The following is a 22413-nucleotide window of genomic DNA, read 5'->3' on the forward strand; positions in this document are numbered from 1 at the left end:
CATAGTAAAGGGAGGATTATTTAGTATACTTCATTATTCCAACACATAGGATTTTTTATAATGCTTTGGCTTTTTATTATATTCGTCTTTTAAAACAGGATGTCCCTTCACTTTATTATCTTCATCAATAAAATAGGTATACGTATTATAAGGTTCATCTTTAAAAGTCACGTATAAAAAGTTATGACCCGTATTGAAAGTGAAAATATTTTCTTCACTTTCGACTTTATCATCCCACCCTTTTTGTTTGAGGACATGATGAACTCTATCTCGAACTTTTGCCTCTTCATGTTCTTGGTACATGTGCATGTCGATAGCAACTAATATAATAAATATAATCACAATGATGACCACAGAAAATAAAATTTTTAATACTTTTTTCATCTCAACCTCCTTAAAAATAAAATTTGATTTTTTATTAATATTATCGTTTATTACGATATACTTATAAATGTAAAAATACAAGTGAGAGGTGAAATGATAAGCGATGCGCACACCTATAAAAACCCCTTATGTGATGACAACATTCATACATAAGGGGGTTAAATGACTGATTAGTGCATGACGGTTTCAAAAAATCGGCACGTTCATGTCTAATATAATTACATTTCTTAAATTAAGCTTTTCCATCAGAATGACAAGTTTGAATTAATCTAGTGACCGCTGCTTCAATCGCATCTTTTGCGGGTTGAATAATGCTTTGTGGTTCATAAAGTGATGGGTCATTATCTAATACTTCACGCAATTTTTGAGCCCAAGCTTTTTTGACTTCGGTATTAAAATTGATTTTCGCGTGTCCTAACTGAATCGCATGGGTCAAATCGTCATCACCAATACCTGTGGCACCGTGTAAAGCAAGGGGCACTTGTACTGCGTCATTGATTTCAGACATTAAGTCGAAACCTAATTTCGGTTCGCCTTTGTACTCTCCGTGGGCAGAACCTAACGCAGGTGCGATGACATCGGCTTGAGCTTCGTTTACTAAACGTAGACAATCTTCTAGACGTGCGTATTTCACTTCGCCTTCGATGCCGTCTTCCTGACCACCGACACCACCGATTTCTCCTTCAACCGCAATCCCTTGTGGGTGTGCAGCTTCAACGACTTCGCTTGTATACTTCACATTATCGTCGATGCTTAATTTTGAACCATCAAACATCACAGAGTCATAGCCTGCTTCAACCGCCTGTTTACAGTGATCAACGGATAAGCTGTGATCTAAATGAATCATCGCAGGAATATCGATATCCATCGTTTGAATCGTTTGTTTAATTGTTTGCGCGATGAAGTGATATCCGCCAAATGCATCAATTAGTTTATCAGACGTTGCGATAATGATGGGAGAACGCATTGACATTGCAGCTTTTAAAATCGGTTCAATCCACATTGCGTCGTTAATGTTGATTTGTGGCACAGCGTAGTGATTGGCTTTCGCTTCTTGTAACATTTCGTTATAAGTCATCCCATGACCTCCTCATTTATTTCTCTATATCACCATATTAATAGCTAAGATCAATCCAAGTCCGATGACTGAAATGGCTGATTCTAATAATGTCCATGTTAAGAACGTTTCTTTCATAGATAAGCCGAAGTACTCTTTAAACATCCAGAACCCGGCATCGTTCACGTGAGAACAGAACACACTACCAGCACCAATCGCTAACACGACAAGTGAAATATTGACGTCGACAGATTGTAGTAGTGGTAAAACAATACCAACTGAAGAAATAGCTGAAACAGTTGTAGAACCGAGTGCAACACGTAAGATGGCTGCCGCTAACCATGCTAGGATAATCGGTGACATTTCTGTACCGTGGAACAGTTCAGAAATCGTATCGCCTACACCGCCATCGATCAGTACTTGTTTAAAGGTACCGCCACCACCGATGATGAGTAATAACATCGCAATCGGTGTAATCGCGTTGGCTACCGTATCCATGATGTCAGATACTTTTTGTTTACGACGAATGCCCATCGTATAAATCGCAAATAACACCGCGATGAGCATGGCTGTTGTAGAAGATCCGATAAAGTAGATGAATCCTTCGAGTCCTGATGCTTTACCGTCTTCATTCCCAGTGATGAGTTGAACAACAGTAGAAAATAACATCAGAATGACTGGACTTAAGGCAGTGAGTAAACTGATACCGAAACCTGGCGTGCTACCGTTGCTGAGGGCACTTGCTTCTTCTAAATCTTCCTGTTTACCTTCTTTGGTGAAGGCTGAAGGCGCAAGACGGTATGCTATTTTAGGGAACAACCAACCGACGATGATCGCGATTGGAATACCGATAATAATGCCGTAGAGTAACACGTGACCAATATTGGCTTTTACTGCTTGTGAAATCGCAACCGGTCCAGGATGGGGTGGTAAGAACCCATGTGTGATGGCGATAGATGTAGCCATTGGTAGACCGACTTTCAGATTAGACACGTTCAGTTTTTTCGCTAATGTAAAGACAAGGGGTACGAGTAACACGAATGCGACCTCTAAGAAGAGTGAAATTCCGATGATGAAGGACGTAATGAGCATCGCCCATGTGACGTATTTTTCACCAAATTTATCGATGAGCTTTTCAGCGATTTTCGTCGCACCGCCACCGTCTGATAGTAATTTACCTAGGATTGAACCAAGGCCAAAGATGATCGCGATATGCCCTAATGTATCGCCCATCCCTTTTTCAATCGTATCGACAATTTTGTCGAGTGGCATGCCTAGAATGATACCCGTGACCATAGATGTAATGATTAATGCGATAAATGTGTTGAGTTTAAATACCATGATTAAGACGAGCAATAACAGCACGCCAATGACGACGCCAACCAGTGGCCAAATCGTTTCCATATGAATGACTCCCTTCGCTTATATGATTAACTGTTGAGTTGATAAACTTCTGTTAACTTTTCAACTTCACCGACGTTACCTGGGAAAATCACGTATGGCATATGGTCGTATTTAGCCTCGTCTCCTGTTAACCATACAGGCACCCCTTTAGTGATTTGACCGATGACTTCGGCTTTTTTAATGTTGAGTCCTTTAGTTGCGACATCACTTGAAGTGATACCGCCTTTTGCGATGATGAAGTTAGGACGGATGGTAAGTAATTTAATAATCCGCACTAAGCTGTTTGAAATTTGAGTTGAAATGTTTAAGTTATGTTTTAAATCGTCTGTTTTGATGACGTCACGTGAGGTATAAACGACGACATCTTCCCCGTTTGAGATGTGTTGTTCGACTTGTTGTTTGACTTGTTGAATATACGTATCTAACGTCGTTTTCGTCACTTGTTTCACGTCAAACTCAATCGGTTGAATGTCCGCATGTTCGATGAGGTGAGACAGTTGTGATGATGATTTTTTTACGTGTGAGCCGACGATGATGACGCCACCATTGTCATTTTTCTTATAATCTTTCAAGTTGATGATTTCACCAGGTGTCGTACAAATAGATTTGACGAATGAAGCGGCACTGCGGAAAATGAATTTTTTATCATGTCCTTTTAAATAAGCCGTTAAGCATGCCGTAAAGTAATCCATATCTTCATCGTTTAATGCATCGACAACGACCGCATCGAGATTTTGTAGTGCATCAAAGATGTCGAAAATCGCTTGTTGGTCGCGATTGCGTAGCTGTTCAAGCGTGACATGATAAACATCTTCTGATTTGATGTCACCGTTACTTTTTTCTTCGATAAAATCGGCCATCGTAGTGGATTTGAAACCGAATGTCGTATCATTCGCAAATTCGCTATCCGCCACTGGAATGTAGTCATCGCCTTCTTTTAAATAGTGTGTGCCTTCATAAGTGTAGCGATCACCTTCGAAAAAGGCAGGTAAGTAAAAGACTGCATCGAACGGTTGGTCTGCTGCATCGCTTAACACTTTAGGTTCTAAGTAGAAGTGCCCACGTAATGTAGAGTCACCGCGACTGATAATGAGGTACGGTTTGTCGAGTTTGTTTGATACGGTTTGGACATTTTCACTGATGGTTTTATGTAGTTCTGTCGTTTCTGTGTCATTCAATGCACGTGAATTCGTTAAGATGTAAAACATGTTGTTGGATTGTTTGAATGCATCTTCTAAACTTTCTTCTGTCCATTCAGTGTAGACAGGTAAGTCTTTCACGGTTTGTGTACCTGTTGGATCGTCATCGAGCACGACGATTTTGTAGTCCAGACTGTTTAAATTTTTATCAAATTGATCATTGATTTGTTTATCTATTAAAGCTTGATCTAACATGAATAATCACCTACATATTATTGATATTTTCAAAGTATTTGATAATGCCTGCTTGGTCGTTAATGCCGTGACCTTGATTAACTTCAGATTTGAAGATTTCTTTCACTTGGTTGGCGAGTGGGAGAGAGAGTCCAACTGTATCAGCAGTAGAGATGACATTTTTAAGGTCTTTCAAGTTGATGTTCAATGTACCGCCTGCTTTGTAATCTTGTTCGATCATTTTAGGTAATTTGGCTTCCATTGCGGCAGAACCTGCTAAACCGTGTCTGATCGCTTCAAACATTTCGTTGAGGTCGATATCAAATTTTTTCGCTAAAATGACAGCTTCAGATAACGCTGCGATGTTCGTATTGACGATGATTTGGTTAGCGAGTTTCACGACGCTACCTGATCCCACGTCACCGACACGAATGACAGATCCAGCTATCGGATCAAGGACTGCTTTCACTTCATCTAAATCCGCTTGATCGCAACCGACCATGACGGATAATTCACCAGAGATGGCCAACGGTTCACCACCACTAACAGGTGCATCGACATATTTGATTTGCTTTTGTTCGAGCACTTTGCTGATTTCGAGTGATTCATTCGGTGTGAGTGAACTTGTATCAATGACGGATTTGATGTTGATGAAATCCTTGTTCATGATGGCATCTTCGCCACTATAGAGCACAGATTTTACAATTGCGCCATTCGGAAGTGATAGAATTAAATGTTCTGCATTTTTTGCGATATCTTCAATACTGACAGTTTCAGCGCCTTTATTTGCGAGTTCCTGTTCTGCTTCTTTATTAACATCGTTAACTAAAACGGTATGATTTGCGTTAAGAAAATGGGTAGCCATGGGTTTTCCCATGATACCTAAACCAATAAATCCAATCTTCATATTTATACCTCCATCTGTAAGCGTTTACAGTATATTGTATACTAAAATTCGATAAATGTATACATTTTAATACTGAAAAATTTATAGTAGTATAATGGCAAGGAGTTGAAAAGGGCGATGAGCGAAGGGTTGACCATCTATCAAAAAATTAGAAACGATATTATTTCCGGGGAAATTACTCAAGACGAAAAACTCACTGAGGCAAAGTTAGCTGAAAAGTATCAAGTGAGTCGTACACCAGTGAGAGAAGCGATCAAACAGTTAGAGATGGAGTATTTTATTAAAGATGCCCACGTTTTTATTCCTACGAGTGAAGAATATCGAGATATCTTTGAAATGCGTATTTTGTTGGAAACACATGCGTTGAGAAAGGCGTGTATCGTGTACACAGAAGCGGATTTAGAGGAATTAAAACGTTACACGGAAGTCGATATAGAACAAGAAGATGAGGCAACGATTATTAAGACGAATGATTTGTTTCACCAAAAAATCATGAAAGCGACACATAATCCGTTTATTATTGATACGTATCAAAAATTAAGCAGCTATATTTATTTGTTTAGTAAAACAGTCATTAACAAACGACGCCCGGGTCTCATTGAAGAACATCGTGCGATTGTCGATGCGTTATTTGAACGACAACATGAGCGCGCAATTCAATTGTTAGAAGACCATCTAACGAAAGACTTGGAGTTCAGTTTATACTATTTGCCCTCGTCAAAACGATAATTGTGGCGTTTGTCATAGCCAAAAATTAAAAAGAGTAGGATGACGCACTCACATAAGCGAAGTGAGTTGACGCGATCCTACTCTTTTTTATGTAGATGATTTCATTTTCTACACGCAATCAAATGACCATATTTAAGATCAGTACTAAGCCCAAACCGAGAACAGAAATAACAGATTCGAGTAAAGACCAAGTTAAGAAGGTCTCTTTAATTGTGAGACCGAAATACTCTTTAAACATCCAAAAGCCTGGATCATTCACATGAGAACAAAAGACGCTGCCCGCACCAATCGCGAGTACGACGAGTGACAAATTCACATCCATCGTTTGTAGGAGCGGCAATACAATACCGACTGAAGATATCGCAGCGACGGTTGTAGCGCCAATCGCAAGACGTAACATCGCAGCAGCTAGCCAAGCGAGAATGAGTGGCGACATTTCGGTACCTTGGAAAATGTCGGCAATCGCATCACCGACACCCCCATCGATCAGCACTTGTTTAAATGTACCACCACCGCCATTGATAAGTAACAACATCGCAATCGGTGTAATCGCATGGGTGATCGTATCCATGATGTCAGTCATTTTCTGTTTGCGTCGAATGCCCATCGTATAAATGGCAAAGAGTACGGCAATGAGCATCGCCGTTGTAGAAGAACCGATAAAGTAAATAAAGCCTTCAAAACCTTTTGCCTCACCTTCATTGTTACCAGTAACGAGTTGTACAACTGTTGATAGCAACATGAGTATGACAGGGCAAAGGGCCGTGAGTAAACTCATGCCAAAGCTAGGTGCAGTGCCTTCGTTTAGAGGTCCTTCAGACTCTCTTGTTTGCCTGTTTTCGTAAAGGCACTCGGTGCTACGCGATAAGCAACTTTAGGGAACAAACTACCGACGATAATCGCGATTGGAAAACCGATAATAATCCCGTACAACAACACGTGTCCGATATTTGCATTGACCGCTTGTGAGATTGCGACAGGTCCTGGATGGGGTGGGAGAAAGCCGTGGGTCACAGCAATGGATGTCGCCATCGGTAAACCAACCTTGAGATTAGAGATATTTAATTTTTTCGCCAGTGTAAAGACGAGCGGGATCAGCAATACGAATGCGACTTCGAGAAAGAGTGAGATCCCGATGATAAATGAAGCGATGAGCATCGCCCATGTTACGTATTTCTCACCGAACTTCGCGATGAGCTTTTCAGCGATGACTGTCGCGCCACCGCCATCTGATAACAGCTTGCCTAACATAGAACCGAGACCTAAGATTAACGCGATATGCCCGAGTGTATCGCCCATCCCTTTTTCAACGGTATCGACAATTTTGTCTAGCGGCATGCCTAAAATGAGCCCCGTGATCATAGAAGTGATGATTAGCGCAATAAAGGTATTTAACTTCACGCCCATGATTAAAATGAGCAGAATGATAACGCCAATCAGCACACTGAGAAGAGGCCAGAATGCTTCCATATGGATGACTCCCTTCATGAGATTTGTGAGTGAAACCTAGGGTTGGGGTCCTGCTAATTTTGATTAAATATGACGACTACCCTGGTTCAGTTAACGCGCGTTTCTATATATTGATTTAAATTTAATTGATTAAAATATGTATTAAATGAGTTGTCTTTTTGAAATGAAGAGACGTATAAATAATAACATTTTTATTTTTATAATTAAATTGCTAATAAAGCAGAGAGGGCTTTTGCTCGTTAGATACTTTGTGAGATGAATGTTTATTTTACTGTTGAAAGCCCCAAAAATTTTCCCTTTTTACCCTAAATTTCCTTCAATATATTGTAATCGCATGACGCTCCACTCACATTTTCCACGACCTTCCAACATGCCGATGTTCACGTATCCCTATATCAAAAATACAATTCATATATTAATTAAACAGTAAAAGTTTAGTTGGTAAAAAGAAGTAAAAAAATAGGATTCTTTTAACTGATTTCTATGTTGCATTTAACAGTGAATTTACATAGTTCAGATACCATTGGATTGTAAGGCGTGTTATCGGAGGGGGTTTATATGAAAAGTATTAAATTTTTATGCTTATTGGTTATAAGCGTAATCATGCTCACTGCCTGTAATATCGGTGTACCCGAGGACAAAATTATCGTGTATACCAACTCTGGGAGTGAAGGTCGTGCAGAATGGTTAACGGACAAAGCAGAAGACGCTGGCTTTGATATTCAAGTAGTGCAAATGGGAGGAAATACGTTAGCAAACCGGTTGATAGCTGAGAAAAATAACCCCGTCGCCGATGTGACATACGGTATGTCACAAATGGACTGGCAAAAGGTTAAATCTCAAGATGGTCTCGTTCCATATACACCAAAATGGATAAAAGAAACAGATGATGACACACCTTTCGTCGATGAAGATCATTATTACAACCCACTTGTCGAACAACGTATCGTCCAAATCTACAATCAAGATGTATTTGATGAACAATCCGCACCACATACATTCAGTGATTTATGGGAGAAATCCAAATACAAAGGTAAATACGCAGTACCTGCATCACTCGGTGGCTTAACAGATAGAACATTAATCATGATCGTACTCGCCCCTTATATTGATGAAGATGATCCCAATGCTGAATTAGGTGTGAAACCAGAAGGATGGGAAGCAGTCAAACAATACATAGAAAATGGCTACATTACACCTGAAGGCGAAGATTCAACACAAAACTTAGTCAGCAAAAAAGTACCCATCTCATATCAATTCTCATCTGGTTTACCTGGTGTTGAAGACGAGTTTGATTTTGAAGCGGGATTGGTCAAACCGAAAGAAGGTGTACCGACAACCATTGAATCTATCGGTATCATGAATAAAGGTAAAGATCATGATTATAGCAACACGAAAGCATTTATTGACTGGTTTGGATCTGCAGAAGTGCAAGAAGCGTGGGCGAAAGAATTCGGTACATATCCAACCAACGTCAACGCACGCGACGATATTAGTCCTTCTATGCAAAACATTATCGATCAAACACATCCACAAGATATCGATTACGACACAGTGAATAAATACATTGAGCAATGGGTCGAAAAAATAGAATTGGAATACTATTAAAGGAGCAAAATCATGATTGAATTTAGAGATATACAAGTTAAATTTGGGGATTTTGTAGCAATTGAACACTTAGATTTAGAAGTGAACGAAAATGAATTTTTCACGTTATTAGGGGCTTCAGGTTCTGGGAAATCTACGACATTAAATACATTATCCGGCTTTATCGAACCGTCACATGGACAAATTTTCCTAGATGGCAAAGACATTACAAAACAACCCGTACAAAAGAGAGAAGTCGGCATGGTCTTTCAAAACTATGCACTCTTCCCTTCATTAAATATTTACGAAAATATCGCATTTGGTTTAAGAATCCAGAAAAAAGATAAACAAACGATCGATGACAGAGTGAAAAGCTTAGCGAAAATGGTCGCGTTGGACGTCGACAAATTAGACAAAAACATTTCTGAGTTATCAGGCGGTCAACAACGTGTGGCGATTGCCAGAGGGTTAGCGCAAGAACCTAAAATCTTGCTCCTAGATGAACCACTTTCTAACTTAGATGCGAAATTGCGTAAACAATTGAGACGTGATTTAAAATCAATTCAAAATCAATATCATATCACAATGATTTACGTCACCCATGACCAAGACGAAGCGTTGAGCTTATCAGATCGCTTGGCCGTATTTAACAACGGTAAGATTGAACAAGTTGGGACACCGATGGAATTGTATAACAACCCTGCAACAGAGTATGTGAATAACTTCTTAGGAGAATCCAATGTCATAGAAAAACCCCTCATTGAAGAAATTAATTCACAAACAGGTAGCCAATTAAATCCTGATAAAGTGGGATACATTCGTGAAGAAAGAGTCACAAACGTAGTACGTAACGACGACAAACACGCACAAGTCGAAGCGACACTTGAAGATTATGAATTCTTAGGTAGCACGATTCGCTTTACGTTCGACTATAAAGGTAACAAGTTAAAAACCTTTGAAAAATCTGATTCCATTCAACAAGATGTAGACCTATCCAAAGGCAGTCAACATACACTTTATATGAATCCTGCAAACATTAAACAATTTGATTGAGGGGAGGGCTCAACATGGATCAAACGAAACGTTTTAACTTACCGCGTATTTTGATGTATCTCGTCATCGCCGTCATTATTTGGTTCATCATTTCACTCTTGATCATACCAAATGTTCAAATCTTGGCTACGACATTGTTTAAAGACGGTCATTTTTCAACGGAAGCATTAAATAAAATTATGAATTCCGGACGCGCATTAGAAAGTATTAAAAACAGCTTTATCTTAGCAATTTGTCTATCCATTACCGCAAATATCGTAGGGATTACTCTCGTATTATTGGTAGACTATTTTAAAATTTTTGGTTCAAAAGTATTATTTATCGGTTACTGTTCAACATTGATCTTCGGCGGCGTGATTCTAGCCAACGGTTATCAATATGTTTATGGTAAATCTGGTATCATCACGAACTTATTATTACATTTCTTCCCAAATATGGACGTCGCTTGGTTCGAAGGGTTCTTCGGTGTCCTATTCACCATGACCTTTGCGACAACCTCACTCCATATGTTGTTACTACGCAGCGCTTTTAAAAACATCGACTACAATACGATTCAAGCCGCTCAAAACATGGGTGCGGGACACTTTAGAATCATCACAAAAATTATTCTTCCAGCATTGAATCCTTATCTCATTACGCTAACGATCTTGTTATTCCAACAAGGGTTAGGTGGAAAAGACTTCCAAACGATCGCACCAATGATCTTAAACTTCACCAACAATCCAATCTCACGTGATTTAGCAGCGATTCTATCTATTATCTTAGGTATCGCACAACTGCTATTACTTTGTTTCGCATTGTACATGGAACGTAAATCACCGATACTCACAGGTTCAAAAGTTAAACAACGTTTCCAAAAACAAGACATTGCGAATCCAATCAACAAAGTACTACTAAACGTATTAGCTTGGGTTCTTTTCGTCATTTACTTACTACCACTCTTGTTGGTTGTATTATTCACATTCCTTTCAACAGACAACATTACGAGTGGGGAAATCGACTTGAAAACACTGACATTCGATAACTACATAGAGGTCTTCAGTGAAATCAGTGCATTGAAACAATTCTTAACATCCATTGTTTACTCAGGATTAGCATCACTGATCGTTGTTGTGTTCATGATCTTTATCGTACAAATCATTAGAAAACATAACAACATTTGGTCAAATGCCCTTGAAATGGTGCTTTACATTCCATGGATGTTACCAAGTATCTTATTCGCACTTGGTTTAATCTTAACTTACAGCACTCAAAAATTCTGGGTCGCTAATCAAGTGTTAATCGGAACGACATCCTTAATGTTGATCGCGTATATCATTATTAAAATACCGTTCACATTACGCATTGTTAAATCATCATTCTCAGGAGTCGACAACAACTTGGAAAATGCCGCTAAAAACTTAGGTGCAAGCAGCTGGTATACGTTCAAAAAAGTCATACTACCCGTCATCATCCCTGTCGCAGCTGCTGTGTTCGCACTGAACTTCAACGATTTACTCCAAGACTTTGAAGTGTCGTTATTCTTATACCATCCATTCTTTGAACCACTTGGTGTAACGATTTACAACACGTCTAACTCACCGCAAACAGCGAATGCACCAGCAATCAGTATGGTATACTCTGTCGCATTGATGCTGATTAATACAGTGGTATTCTACTTAGTATACGGCAGAGCAAATAAATTGGATCAATTCTAAAGAGGAGTGTACACCATGGCGCAATACAGAGAACGCTTAGACAAATTATTAAATCAAAATTCAAACTGTATCATCACTGCACATCAAGGCAGTGCAGGGGGTAATATCGGAGATAATACCTTCAAAGCCCTCGAAAATGCGATCTACGCAGGGGCCCAATTTGTAGAATTTGATATTACGAAATCATTGGATGGGACCTTCTACATTTTTCATGAAAATGAAGAATTGATACGCTTGAAATATCCAGAACTGTTGAAAGCATCACACGATGATACGATTCAACAACTTCAACACTACAACATGAATAACAAGCCGATTGGTCCTGTCGAAACACTTGCGGAAATGATGGAAAATATGAAAAAACATCCGGAAATCATCATGCATGTGGATCACGTTTCTAAATGGAAAGGCGAAATTTTAGATGAATTAGATCAATATGAAGATCAAGCGTCACAATTTATCGTTAAGATTGATGCGAATAATGAAGAAGCGGTTGAAGCAGTGAGAAATCATGGTATTAAATTCATGACCATCGTCATCATCCGTAATAAAGAAGAATTAGAGCGCGTGCTTGAGCTCACATCAGAAATGAATGTAGTCGGCATTGAAATATTATTTGAATCCACAGACGAAAGTCATGTGCAACCAGATGCGATTCAAATGATTCATGATCATGACATGTTTGTGCTCATCAACAGTATTAAATTAGATAATGAAGAAGTACTCAGCGCACATGCCGATGATGAAGTGTCCATCTTTGAAGATCCTGACAAAGGTTGGGGCAAATTGCTCGATATCGGTTGCGATGCCATTCAAACCGATTGGGTCGCACAATTAAATAATTATTTATTGAAAAGAGAAGCAAAACGCGGATAAAATATCAATTTCTGGGGGAACGTTATGGCAACTTTACAAGATATCACAGATCAGGCACATGTCAGTGTCGGAACTGTATCGAGGATATTAAATAGAGACAACACCTTATCTGTCTCTGAAGCAACACGAGATAATGTGATACAAATCGCAAAAGATCTTGGTTATACGAAGAAAGCACGGAAAAATAAATCCATCCAAATCATCACGCACGCTAACAAAGTAAAAGAATATTACGATCCATATTATCGTGAATTAAACCAAGCGTTGATTGATGAAATCAAAAAGTTAAATTTAACCCTTCATGATGTCGTGTATGTCGAACCTGATTTCTCTTTTGATGTGTTAAACAAGATAGATCCGAACTGTGTGCTGATCGTGGTTGGACGGTTTACGAGGGCATCTCTTGAGGCGATGTACAAAGTTAATCCGAAGATGACGACCATCGATATGAAAGATGTGCCCAATTATATTAATAGTGTTTCTTATGATTTGTATGGGATGACTCAACAACTATTAGAACATTGCTGGTCTAAAGGCTTTAAAAAAATTAGCTTCTTTGGTGGCCATATCACAGAACGCGACATCATCAATGTGAAAAGTGTGCCAAATGACGACCCCCGTGAACAGTCCTATATTGCATGGTGCAAACAACACGATTTAGCTCCACACATTCAACTCGAAGGATGGACAATTGAATCTGGTATGTTAGCAATGAAGTATTTATTAGAAGAAAAAGATATCCCAGATGTTGTCCTAACCGCCAATGATATGTTAGCGATTGGTGCCGCACAGTACATTAAACATAGTGATATCAAAGTGCCAGAACAACTCCAGATTATCGGCATTAATAATGATGAGATGGCAGAAACCGTCTCCCCCTCCATAACGAGTTTATCGATACCAAAAGAAACCTTAGCCAAAGAAGCCATGCGCTTAGCTTATAAACATATTAAAGACAATGATAACCAAGCTTATCATATCTGCGTCAACATGGAATTGATTGAACGCGAAAGTGCTAGGCTTTAAACGTGTACTGTTGAGTTAGTCATTCCCGAAAACATCCCATATGATTAATTGAATATAGTTGAGTAGCGACGCTCTTCTTCAAAGTTATATTCAGTAGAATAAAACTTTGGAGGGGAGCACTTTTTATTGTGCAATCTAATTTGAAGGAACATATTTGTTATTCCAAAGAAACTCGAACAATCAAGCGGAGTAAAATAAATTTTTAAATAACTTAATAAATATTTATAGCAAAAGAATTGTTTATGAATTCTTAAAACATTTATAAAATATTATAACTGGATTAACTGTAAATTAATGAGAAGGTGTTACGTTATAACCGTAGTAGAAATTACTACAAAAATTTCTATAAGGGAGGTTCACATTCATGAAACAACTTAACGCTAAAGCAATGAGAGCAATCAGTGGCGGATATATTTCAGCTCCGTTCCATTTTGACGTTAGCAAATTCCCTTACATTGTTATGAAATAAACTTTTCAACGAAAAATCACTCTGAGTGAAAGTTAGTAATTTGCTTCATATCTTATTTATAGAATGAGGAGGTGAAAATCATGAAACAACTTAGTACAAAAGAATTAAAACAAGTTAATGGCGGTGGCGTTTGGCAAACAATTAAAAATGGCGCTAAAAAAGTAGGTAATGGAATTAAAGATATCGGCCATGGATTTTCAGAAGGATTAGATGGTTGGTAAACCATCATTAATAAAGCATACAAATGTAAAGGAGGGTTAAACATGAAAAAATTATCAACAAAAACATTAAAAGAAATCAACGGCGGAGATGTTTGGGAAGATGCAGGTTATGTTGTTGGAAAAGCCGTTAAAACAGGCGGCGGTTTAATTAAAAAAGGCTGGAACTTAGTAAGAGGTAAATAATTTCTTTTTTAAAATCTAAACCGGAGGTAAAAATCTATGAAACAACTTAACAATAAAGCACTTAAAGCAGTAAATGGTGGAGCTAATGCCAATGAATGGGTTGGCCGCGGACTTGGAAAAGCTGCAGGTGCAGTTAGAAGCGCAGTGCGAGGAGTAAGACAAGCATTTAGTGAATAATTAATTGATATAAAATTTTGATTAATAATTCAAAAATGTGTGAAAGAAGGGTGAAACCCATGAAACAACTTAACACAAAAGAATTAAACCAAGTAAGTGGTGGATCTTTTTATAGAGCTAGTCATCTAATTAACAAGGGCTTAAAATTTATGAAAGATCCAGGCAGATTTCTTCATAGATAATAAAGATTATAAATAAATCAATAGAGTTAGAATGATTTGAGCGGAGGAGACTCCGCTTTTTACTTTGAGTAAGATGGAAAGTCTTCAGTGAATTATAAAAATCCGACTATGAAATACTATATTTTATTCTACGATTTACTATTTAAGGAATAAGAGCGAAATCTTTTAATAAATTACGTTTTCTGTAAAAAAGAAAGTTGCTATAGAATGGCACAATTGAGAGCGTTAAGCAACATAATATATAATACAAAAAACTTAATTTGATATAAATACTTAATATATTTATAAAAAATTATCGAATGTTTAACATTAAATTAATGAATGATTGCTACATTAGGATTATAACAAATTTTAGCTCTGAAAAGAAAACCATATTAATTAAAAAATAATGGTAAACTTACTACTTAATGAAGTAATTGAAACTTAACTTTTGTTATAGATGTCGATAGAAATCAATCCTCTTAAAAAATTTAGAAGCATTAAAAAATATAAGTGATAGAGTTTGAAACGTAAACTGACCATAATCAAAATAAATTATATTTAGGCGGAGAGTTCTCCGCTTACTTTAAAAGGGGGGGTATACATAATGAAATTTATCCATCAATATGATGAAAAAGACTGTGGTCCTACTTGCGTGGCGATGTTAGCCCAACATTTTGGAAAGCGGGTTTCCGTGCCACGATTGCGAGATTTGGCTAAAACGGACAAACTGGGTACGAACTTGTACGGTTTAGTTCATGCGGCAAAGGAGATTGGTCTGGAATTAACTGGTGTAGAAGTCGATTCGGTCGCTGAATTTGATAACGTAGAACTGCCAGTTATCGCACACATTATTAACCAACAAGGCTATGACCATTTCATCATTATTGAACAAATTAAAAGTGGTGAACTGCATGTTGTCGATCCTGCTAAAGGAAAATATAAACTGACAGAAGCAGAATTTTTAGAAATGTGGACACATGTTGCTGTACTCGTTGAAAAAATGGACAGTTTTACTACTGAGAGTAGTGATCCATCGTATATGAGTATCTTCGGGGACATGTTTAAGAAGAATTATAAACGTGTCTTCGCAGTAGTTATCACCTCTATTTTTATTAATATTGTAGGGATTGTCAGCGCATTTTTCATTAAATATTTAACCGATGACATTATTCCATCGAACGTTTTAAGTCGTTTACATATTTTAGGGATAGCCATCCTTCTACTTTATATTATCAATATTGTTGTGACGTATGTGAGGTATCATTTGATTCTCAATATGAGTTTATCTATCGACCTCGATCTCATGAAACGCTATTTCCGACATGTGCTACATTTACCGATAAAGTTTTTTGATACACGGAAAAGTGGGGAGATCCTTCAAAGATTTATGGACATTTCTAAAATTCGTGAAGCGTTATCTTCATCAACCGTCACATTATTTGTAGATACATTGATGATTATTGTCGGTGCGGTACTGTTGTTCATACAAAGTCCTTTGTTATTCTTAGTGACGCTCATCTTCATACCGGCTTTCATTCTTTGTAGTTATGCGTTGAAAAAACAATTCACAACGTACAATTTGAAAGTTGCGGAAAATGATGCGGAACTCAGTTCACACTTAATTGAATCTTTTGAAGGTAATCAAACAATCAAAAGTTATCAATCTGAAGATGATGTCTATCAAAAAGACGAAAAGAAATTCCACAATCTCATTACCAATGTCGCTAAGCTCGGGAAATTTTCCAACATACAATTGACGTTCAACAATTTCTTAAAAATCACAATTTCACTCGTCATTTTATGGTTTGGGAGTTATTTAGTCATGACAGACCAGCTTACACTAGGGAGTTTGCTTTCATTCAATGCCCTAACGATCTATTACTTAGATCCGATTGAGCGTTTGATTAACATTCAACCGACCTTGCAATCTTCTATCGTCGCAGCTCGCCGTGTCGTAGAAATCATCAATTTAGATAACGAAGCAGATACGAATGACGCGACCGCTGATTATGAATTTAACCAACAAATTACGTTAAACCAAGTTGATTTTCAGTACAATTTCAGAAATACTGTGTTAAATCATGTGAGCTTGACTGTACCCAAAGGGACAAAAACGGCGATTGTTGGTGAAAGTGGTAGCGGTAAAACGACGATTGGTAAGCTGTTGAACAATTATTACCAAGCGAATGAAGGCACGGTTAAGATCGACAACCAACCGATTAATGAAATTGATCTTGCTTCATTACGTCAAAATATCGGATACGTTTCTCAAGATACCTTCCTCTTTGCGGATACTATTTTAAATAATCTGCTTCATGGCTGTAATGCGAAGAAAAGTATGGATGAAGTGGCTGAAGCATGCCAACTTGCTGAAGCATATGACTTTATCGAAATCCTTCCCCGACAATTTGACACGATGTTAGAACAAGGCGGCTCAAATTTATCTGGAGGTCAGGCGCAACGTGTCGCTTTAGCCCGCGCATTCTTGAAAGATCCTGACATCTATATCTTTGACGAAGCAACGAGTGCTTTAGATAGTATGACGGAATATCGTATTATGAACAACATTGATAGATTGGTCGAACAAGGCAAGACAGTCATTATTATTTCCCATAAACTCAGCACTGTAAAAAATGCCGATCGTATTTACACGTTGAAAGATGGTGAAGTCCTCGAACAAGGTACGCACAACGAATTGATTCAACACGATGGCGAATATTATCAGCTATGGGAACTACAAACAGAAGCATTATAAAATTAGCGGATTAAAAACTGATATAATAATAAAATTTTTATATTAAATTAATAAAAATTTTACATTAGAGTGTTAAGATGAAAATGTAGTTAGATAATACTACAATATTATAAAAAAGGAGGTCATATAATGAGAAAATTGGGAAATACAGAATCAAAATTGGTTAACGGTGGAGGAAATATTGTAGTTGATGTGGCTTGGGAAGTAGTTAAGCAGATTCCTGATGTCGTAAAAGGTTACAATGAAACTAAAGATAAACCATTTTATTAAAATAATACATTAGAAAGGAGGAAATTCTTATGGAAAAATTAACTACCGAAGATGTTAAAGTAATTAATGGTGGTGGAGGAATTGGAGAAGCCATTGGGCGTTTTGCTGGAAGATTTAAACAATGTGTTACAGGTGCTCCTGATCATCCTGAAGCACATGGCGGTACTCAAATTGGTTTTAATTGTATAGAAGGAGCTGCCAACGGACATACAAAATAATTGTAGGAATTAGATTAAATATATTCTTTTCACATAGAGAAAAAATACTTATTTATAACGCCTCTTAGAATGATGCTTTGTAAAAATGGAAAACAGTGGTTAATTGTTAGATTATAACAATAACCACTGTTTTTTCGCTACATTTAAGTAGCTCGATAAACTTGTTTTACTTATATCTAAGACTATTAATGCATTTCTGTATTCTTATATTTCCTTAACCATGTTACGATAATTGTAACATTAAGTATGTATTACATATAAATTAATATGAAATTTAGTGCCAAAAACTTCACTAATAAAGAGAGTAATAGAGGAGGATGAATTAATAGAACCGCGTCAAATAGGGATGTTAACGACTTTTGTGTTATTATTAATTGGATTAATCATGTATAGTCGGACAACAAGCCCTAATATTTACATCACAGCTATATTCTCAATCATTTTATTAGTCATTGCCATCATCTTCGTGGCAGATATTTTAAAAGACAAAGCTAAAAGAAAATAAAAGTTCAAAGCAATCGCAAAAATTAAACAGATATTACTATTCGTAACATCAAACACAAATACTTAAAAATTCTAGGGTTAGCATCAAACTTCCTGAGCTAGCCTTTTTGATATCTCGTTTCCTTTATCTTTTTATAAAATCTCTATATAACAAGAAAGCTTCAACTCCATTTTTCCACATCAATAAAATAATGCTCACCTGTTTAATTATGATCTAAAATATAGTGTTAAATTTAATTGAAATTATTTATATTTCCACCACGTGAAGCGGTATATATATTATAATAAAGAGTAATCGGTATAAAGGTAGGGGAATGCGATGGCTAATCAAAGTGAGTCTACATTAGAGACGAAAATGATGGAACAGCTCGAATCCAATGGCTATGAAAATGTGAAGATTAAAACCGAACAACAATTGATGGATAACTTTCGCGCGATTTTAAACGAACGTCACGCAGATAAATTAGAGTGACAGCCATTAACAGATAAAGAATTTCAACGTCTATTAACGATGATAAATGGGAAAAGTATCTTCGAAAGTGCGCGTATTCTACGTGATAAATTACCATTGAAACGTGACGATGAATCAGAAGTTTATTTATCGTTTTTAGATACGAAACATTGGTGCAAGAACACTTTCCAAGTCACAAATCAAGTTGCGGTCGAAGATAAATATAAAGCGAGATATGATGTGACGATCTTGATTAATGGGTTGCCGCTCGTTCAAGTAGAATTAAAACGCCGTGGTGTGGATATAAATGAAGCGTTTAACCAAGTGATGCGTTATCGAAAACAAAACTATACTGGGTTATTCCGCTATATACAAATGTTTGTGATCAGTAATGGGATGGAAACGCGCTATATTTCAAACAACGACGGAGAAATCTTCAAGAGTCATATGTTTTACTGGAGTGATAAAGAAAATAAACGTATTAACACATTAAATGATTTTACGGATACGTTTTTAAGACCGTGCCAACTTGCGAAAATGGTCTCTCGTTATATGATTTTAAACGAAACGGATCGACTGCTCATGGCGATGCGTCCGTACCAAGTGCATGCGGTTGAAGCATTGATCAATCAGGCGAAAGAAACCAATAACAATGGATACATCTGGCATACGACCGGCAGTGGTAAAACGCTCACTTCATTTAAAGCAAGCCAAATTTTAGCTGAACAACCAGATGTTAAAAAGGTAATCTTCCTCGTTGACCGTAAAGACTTGGATAGTCAAACGGAAGAAGAGTTCAACAAGTTTGCGAAGGGCGCTGTCGATAAGACGAATCATACGGCACAACTTGTGAAACAACTCAAGGATAAAAGTTTGCCACTCATCGTCACAACGATTCAAAAGATGGCGAAAGCAGTCTCAAATAATGCAGAAGCGTTAGAACAATATAAAACGGACAAAGTTGTCTTCATCATCGACGAATGTCACCGCAGTCAATTTGGTGATATGCATCGCATCGTTCGCCAACACTTCAACAACGCACAGTTCTTTGGCTTTACTGGTACACCTCGCTTTGAAGAAAATAAAAGTCAGGACGGGCGCAGTACTGCAGATATCTTTGGACGCTGTCTCCACACGTACTTGATTAAAGATGCGATTCATGACGGTAATGTACTAGGCTTTTCCGTTGATTACGCTCGGACGATTGATCCTAAATATAGATTGAGTGACGAAGATGAAATGGTGGCTGGCATCGATACAGAGGGTGTCATGTTGGCGGATAAACGCATTGAATTGATCGCGCGTCATATTACTGAAAACCATGACAAATATACGAGAAATCGCCAATATTCCGCTATCTTAACTGTTCAAAGTATCCCTGCCTTAATTAAATACTATGATATGTTTAAGAAAATTAGTGGCGATTATGAACATCCTTTGGTGGTTGCTGGGGTATACACTTATGGTGCGAATGAAAAAAATAAAGACACTTCTACTAATGCGACACATTCGAGAGATAAATTAGAAGAAATCATCGCGGATTATAATCAACAGTTTGATACGAACTTTAATACAGATCGTTTTTCAGAATACTTAACCATATTTCAAAAACAGTGAAAAAAGGCGTTAAAGATAATAAAATTGATGTGTTAATCGTCGTTAATATGTTCTTAACTGGATTTGATAGTAAAGTGTTGAATACGCTCTATGTTGATAAAAATTTAAAACATCACGATTTGATTCAAGCTTATTCTCGTACGAACCGTGTAGAAAAAGAAACGAAACCATTTGGGAAAATCGTCAATTACCGTGATTTGAAGAAAAATACGGATGAAGCCCTCAAGTTATTCTCTCAAACGGATGACACAGATACTGTATTAATGAGAGGTTACGAAGAATATAAAGAAGAATTTAACGATGCATTAGCTGAATTAAAAGCCATCGCTTTGAAACCGCAAGACGTGGATGATATTCAAGATGAAAATGGTAAGAAAGCCTTTGTCGAAGCGTTCAGATTACTGTCTAAACTCGTGTTAAGATTGAAAGCCTTTGAAGAATTTGATTTTACAGAAGAACATATTGGCATGGATGAACAAGAATTTGCCGATTATAGAAGTAAATACTTTGCAATTTATGACGAAGTGAAAAAGAAACCCATTGATGTTGACGGTGGTAACCGTAAAGTATCCATCTTAGAAGATATCGACTTCGAAATTGAAATCATGCATAATGATATGATTAACGTGTCATATATTATGGAACTTGTGCGTAAAATTGATTTAAAAGATAAAGCGGAACAAAAACGTAACCGAGAACAAATTAGACGTATCTTAGATAATGCAGATGATCCGACATTGCGCTTGAAACGTGACTTGATTCAAGAATTTATCGATGAAGTTGTACCGAAGCTGAATGAAAATGATAGTATTGATGATGCATATGAATCATTTGAACAAATAAAACAAGAAAAAGATTTTGATCAATTTGCCGAAGCGGTTTATGTAGATGAACCCAAATTAAAATCTATCGCAGATCAGTATGGCTACAGTGGTATTGTAGACAATGAACAATTAAAAGAACTCGTCAGAGGTAAGAAATTAAAGGAAAGACGCCGAATCAAAAAAGCCGTTTCTTCCTTTGTAGAAGAAATGACAGATAAATATAGTGTTTAGCACATAGTATTAAAGGGAGCAGGTACTGGAAGGGTAACACTCCCTTTTATCAATGAAGCGGATAAGCATAGTTAGTGTTGTCCTATGAATTAAACAAATAAAACAATCTTCATTAGTTTTAGAAGAGGAGAATGATTAATGAATAGAAAAGTGAAATTAATTATTTTTGACTTAGATAATACGCTATTTCCTTTTGATGACTAATGGCTAAAATCTAATAGAAATACCTTTAAAGAATATAGTTTATTTAAAGGTATAAATTACACTGATTTTATGTCGTTATATAGAAAATATGATTTATATTTTTGGAAACAGCATGATGCAGGCATTATTACTTTAGATGAGTTACGAGAATTAAGGTTAATTAATACTTTAAAACATTTCGATTTAAACATCTCTCATAAAGAAGCAAATATATATTTCCAAACATTTTTTCAAATTGTTATCTAGTATAACTGTTAATAGAAAAATGAATGATTTACTTTTAGCCTTGAAAGAAAACGTAAACCTTGCAATTCTTACTAACGGCAAAGATGAAGAGCAGAATATTAAAATTGATAATCTCAATGTTAGATCATTATTTGAAGAAAATATTTTTATATCTCAAAATATAGGTTATGAAAAGCCAGATTCTCAAGCATTTTTAAATGTCACTTCTAAAATGCATACCCCTCCTGAAGAGTGCTTATTTATAGGAATTCTTTAAAAAATGATATTTTGGGAGCATTAGATGTTAATATGTTCGCCATTTGGTTAACTAATTCAA

At 36.9% G+C, this 22413-nt stretch carries 20 protein-coding genes and 2 pseudogenes; 16 read left to right on the forward strand and 6 right to left on the reverse strand.

Annotated elements, in window-relative coordinates; genetic code table 11:
• Positions 1–33: 33 nt before the first annotated feature.
• The 5 genes from ACSBRB_RS04565 to ACSBRB_RS04585 form a co-directional block, all read right to left on the reverse strand.
• On the reverse strand, positions 34–384 hold the full coding sequence (locus tag ACSBRB_RS04565) for a DUF3139 domain-containing protein (protein ID WP_059106271.1): 351 nt from the start codon (positions 382–384) through the stop codon (positions 34–36).
• Positions 385–616: 232 nt separating this feature from the next.
• Positions 617–1462 (reverse strand): class II fructose-bisphosphate aldolase, encoded by an 846-nt coding sequence (locus ACSBRB_RS04570; RefSeq protein WP_435031823.1) that lies wholly within the window; start codon positions 1460–1462, stop codon positions 617–619.
• Between the two features lie 24 nt (positions 1463–1486).
• Positions 1487–2845, reverse strand: a complete 1359-nt coding sequence (locus ACSBRB_RS04575) for a gluconate:H+ symporter (RefSeq protein ID WP_435031824.1) — start codon at positions 2843–2845, stop codon at positions 1487–1489.
• A gap of 26 nt (positions 2846–2871) precedes the next feature.
• Positions 2872–4239: a four-carbon acid sugar kinase family protein gene (locus ACSBRB_RS04580; protein ID WP_435031825.1), complete on the reverse strand. Its 1368-nt coding sequence runs from the start codon at positions 4237–4239 to the stop codon at positions 2872–2874.
• Positions 4240–4249: 10 nt separating this feature from the next.
• Entirely contained in the window at positions 4250–5125 is an 876-nt protein-coding gene (locus tag ACSBRB_RS04585) for an NAD(P)-binding domain-containing protein (protein ID WP_435031826.1), read from the reverse strand.
• Between the two features lie 117 nt (positions 5126–5242).
• Between ACSBRB_RS04585 and ACSBRB_RS04590 the strand changes: the two genes are divergently transcribed.
• Entirely contained in the window at positions 5243–5854 is a 612-nt protein-coding gene (locus ACSBRB_RS04590; RefSeq protein ID WP_059106277.1) for a GntR family transcriptional regulator, read from the forward strand.
• Between the two features lie 118 nt (positions 5855–5972).
• Here ACSBRB_RS04590 and ACSBRB_RS04595 read toward each other — a convergent pair.
• Positions 5973–7324 (reverse strand): annotated as a pseudogene (locus tag ACSBRB_RS04595) (gluconate:H+ symporter).
• Between the two features lie 558 nt (positions 7325–7882).
• Here ACSBRB_RS04595 and ACSBRB_RS04600 point away from each other — a divergent pair.
• The 15 genes and pseudogenes from ACSBRB_RS04600 (at position 7883) to ACSBRB_RS04670 (ending at position 22353) form a co-directional block, all read left to right on the forward strand.
• A complete protein-coding gene (locus ACSBRB_RS04600; protein WP_435031827.1) occupies positions 7883–8932 on the forward strand; it encodes an extracellular solute-binding protein in 1050 nt (349 codons plus the stop codon).
• A 12-nt stretch (positions 8933–8944) separates the two neighbouring features.
• Positions 8945–9964 carry an ABC transporter ATP-binding protein gene (locus ACSBRB_RS04605; RefSeq protein ID WP_435031828.1) on the forward strand — a complete coding sequence of 340 codons (1020 nt, stop codon included), beginning with the start codon at positions 8945–8947 and terminating at the stop codon, positions 9962–9964.
• A 14-nt stretch (positions 9965–9978) separates the two neighbouring features.
• A complete protein-coding gene (locus tag ACSBRB_RS04610; RefSeq protein WP_435031829.1) occupies positions 9979–11661 on the forward strand; it encodes an ABC transporter permease in 1683 nt (560 codons plus the stop codon).
• A gap of 15 nt (positions 11662–11676) precedes the next feature.
• Entirely contained in the window at positions 11677–12537 is an 861-nt protein-coding gene (locus ACSBRB_RS04615; RefSeq protein ID WP_435031830.1) for a glycerophosphodiester phosphodiesterase family protein, read from the forward strand.
• A gap of 24 nt (positions 12538–12561) precedes the next feature.
• Positions 12562–13563 carry a substrate-binding domain-containing protein gene (locus ACSBRB_RS04620; protein ID WP_435031831.1) on the forward strand — a complete coding sequence of 334 codons (1002 nt, stop codon included), beginning with the start codon at positions 12562–12564 and terminating at the stop codon, positions 13561–13563.
• A gap of 549 nt (positions 13564–14112) precedes the next feature.
• Positions 14113–14253, forward strand: coding sequence for a bacteriocin (locus ACSBRB_RS04625; RefSeq protein WP_083498130.1), 141 nt, complete (start codon positions 14113–14115; stop codon positions 14251–14253).
• 42 nt (positions 14254–14295) lie between these two features.
• Positions 14296–14436: a bacteriocin gene (locus tag ACSBRB_RS04630; RefSeq protein WP_111724827.1), complete on the forward strand. Its 141-nt coding sequence runs from the start codon at positions 14296–14298 to the stop codon at positions 14434–14436.
• Between the two features lie 36 nt (positions 14437–14472).
• On the forward strand, positions 14473–14613 hold the full coding sequence (locus ACSBRB_RS04635) for a bacteriocin (protein ID WP_150888191.1): 141 nt from the start codon (positions 14473–14475) through the stop codon (positions 14611–14613).
• A gap of 59 nt (positions 14614–14672) precedes the next feature.
• Positions 14673–14795 (forward strand): bacteriocin, encoded by a 123-nt coding sequence (locus ACSBRB_RS04640; RefSeq protein WP_169791240.1) that lies wholly within the window; start codon positions 14673–14675, stop codon positions 14793–14795.
• 586 nt (positions 14796–15381) lie between these two features.
• Positions 15382–17532 carry a peptidase domain-containing ABC transporter gene (locus ACSBRB_RS04645; RefSeq protein WP_435031832.1) on the forward strand — a complete coding sequence of 717 codons (2151 nt, stop codon included), beginning with the start codon at positions 15382–15384 and terminating at the stop codon, positions 17530–17532.
• Between the two features lie 129 nt (positions 17533–17661).
• Positions 17662–17802, forward strand: a complete 141-nt coding sequence (locus tag ACSBRB_RS04650) for a hypothetical protein (RefSeq protein ID WP_157064342.1) — start codon at positions 17662–17664, stop codon at positions 17800–17802.
• Between the two features lie 29 nt (positions 17803–17831).
• Positions 17832–18020: a hypothetical protein gene (locus ACSBRB_RS04655; protein WP_150888187.1), complete on the forward strand. Its 189-nt coding sequence runs from the start codon at positions 17832–17834 to the stop codon at positions 18018–18020.
• Between the two features lie 361 nt (positions 18021–18381).
• The gene (locus ACSBRB_RS04660) at positions 18382–18525 is read left to right on the forward strand and encodes a hypothetical protein (protein ID WP_157064343.1); all 144 of its coding nucleotides are present in this window, start codon (positions 18382–18384) and stop codon (positions 18523–18525) included.
• Between the two features lie 318 nt (positions 18526–18843).
• Positions 18844–21647, forward strand: a pseudogene (locus tag ACSBRB_RS04665) (type I restriction endonuclease subunit R).
• A gap of 469 nt (positions 21648–22116) precedes the next feature.
• Complete coding sequence (locus ACSBRB_RS04670) at positions 22117–22353, forward strand: HAD family hydrolase (protein ID WP_232234375.1); 237 nt, start codon at positions 22117–22119, stop codon at positions 22351–22353.
• The last annotated feature ends 60 nt before the right edge of the window (positions 22354–22413 follow it).

The sequence above is a fragment of the Staphylococcus auricularis genome (assembly GCF_051172115.1).
Classification (GTDB): domain Bacteria; phylum Bacillota; class Bacilli; order Staphylococcales; family Staphylococcaceae; genus Staphylococcus; species Staphylococcus auricularis_A.

Coding starts and splice junctions, on each gene's coding strand:
- ACSBRB_RS04565 (WP_059106271.1), bottom strand. CDS start 384: ATGAAAAAAGTATTAAAAATTTTATTTTCTGTGGTCATCATTGTGATT.
- ACSBRB_RS04570 (WP_435031823.1), bottom strand. CDS start 1,462: ATGACTTATAACGAAATGTTACAAGAAGCGAAAGCCAATCACTACGCT.
- ACSBRB_RS04575 (WP_435031824.1), bottom strand. CDS start 2,845: ATGGAAACGATTTGGCCACTGGTTGGCGTCGTCATTGGCGTGCTGTTA.
- ACSBRB_RS04580 (WP_435031825.1), bottom strand. CDS start 4,239: ATGTTAGATCAAGCTTTAATAGATAAACAAATCAATGATCAATTTGAT.
- ACSBRB_RS04585 (WP_435031826.1), bottom strand. CDS start 5,125: ATGAAGATTGGATTTATTGGTTTAGGTATCATGGGAAAACCCATGGCT.
- ACSBRB_RS04590 (WP_059106277.1), top strand. CDS start 5,243: ATGAGCGAAGGGTTGACCATCTATCAAAAAATTAGAAACGATATTATT.
- ACSBRB_RS04600 (WP_435031827.1), top strand. CDS start 7,883: ATGAAAAGTATTAAATTTTTATGCTTATTGGTTATAAGCGTAATCATG.
- ACSBRB_RS04605 (WP_435031828.1), top strand. CDS start 8,945: ATGATTGAATTTAGAGATATACAAGTTAAATTTGGGGATTTTGTAGCA.
- ACSBRB_RS04610 (WP_435031829.1), top strand. CDS start 9,979: ATGGATCAAACGAAACGTTTTAACTTACCGCGTATTTTGATGTATCTC.
- ACSBRB_RS04615 (WP_435031830.1), top strand. CDS start 11,677: ATGGCGCAATACAGAGAACGCTTAGACAAATTATTAAATCAAAATTCA.
- ACSBRB_RS04620 (WP_435031831.1), top strand. CDS start 12,562: ATGGCAACTTTACAAGATATCACAGATCAGGCACATGTCAGTGTCGGA.
- ACSBRB_RS04625 (WP_083498130.1), top strand. CDS start 14,113: ATGAAACAACTTAGTACAAAAGAATTAAAACAAGTTAATGGCGGTGGC.
- ACSBRB_RS04630 (WP_111724827.1), top strand. CDS start 14,296: ATGAAAAAATTATCAACAAAAACATTAAAAGAAATCAACGGCGGAGAT.
- ACSBRB_RS04635 (WP_150888191.1), top strand. CDS start 14,473: ATGAAACAACTTAACAATAAAGCACTTAAAGCAGTAAATGGTGGAGCT.
- ACSBRB_RS04640 (WP_169791240.1), top strand. CDS start 14,673: ATGAAACAACTTAACACAAAAGAATTAAACCAAGTAAGTGGTGGATCT.
- ACSBRB_RS04645 (WP_435031832.1), top strand. CDS start 15,382: ATGAAATTTATCCATCAATATGATGAAAAAGACTGTGGTCCTACTTGC.
- ACSBRB_RS04650 (WP_157064342.1), top strand. CDS start 17,662: ATGAGAAAATTGGGAAATACAGAATCAAAATTGGTTAACGGTGGAGGA.
- ACSBRB_RS04655 (WP_150888187.1), top strand. CDS start 17,832: ATGGAAAAATTAACTACCGAAGATGTTAAAGTAATTAATGGTGGTGGA.
- ACSBRB_RS04670 (WP_232234375.1), top strand. CDS start 22,117: ATGAATGATTTACTTTTAGCCTTGAAAGAAAACGTAAACCTTGCAATT.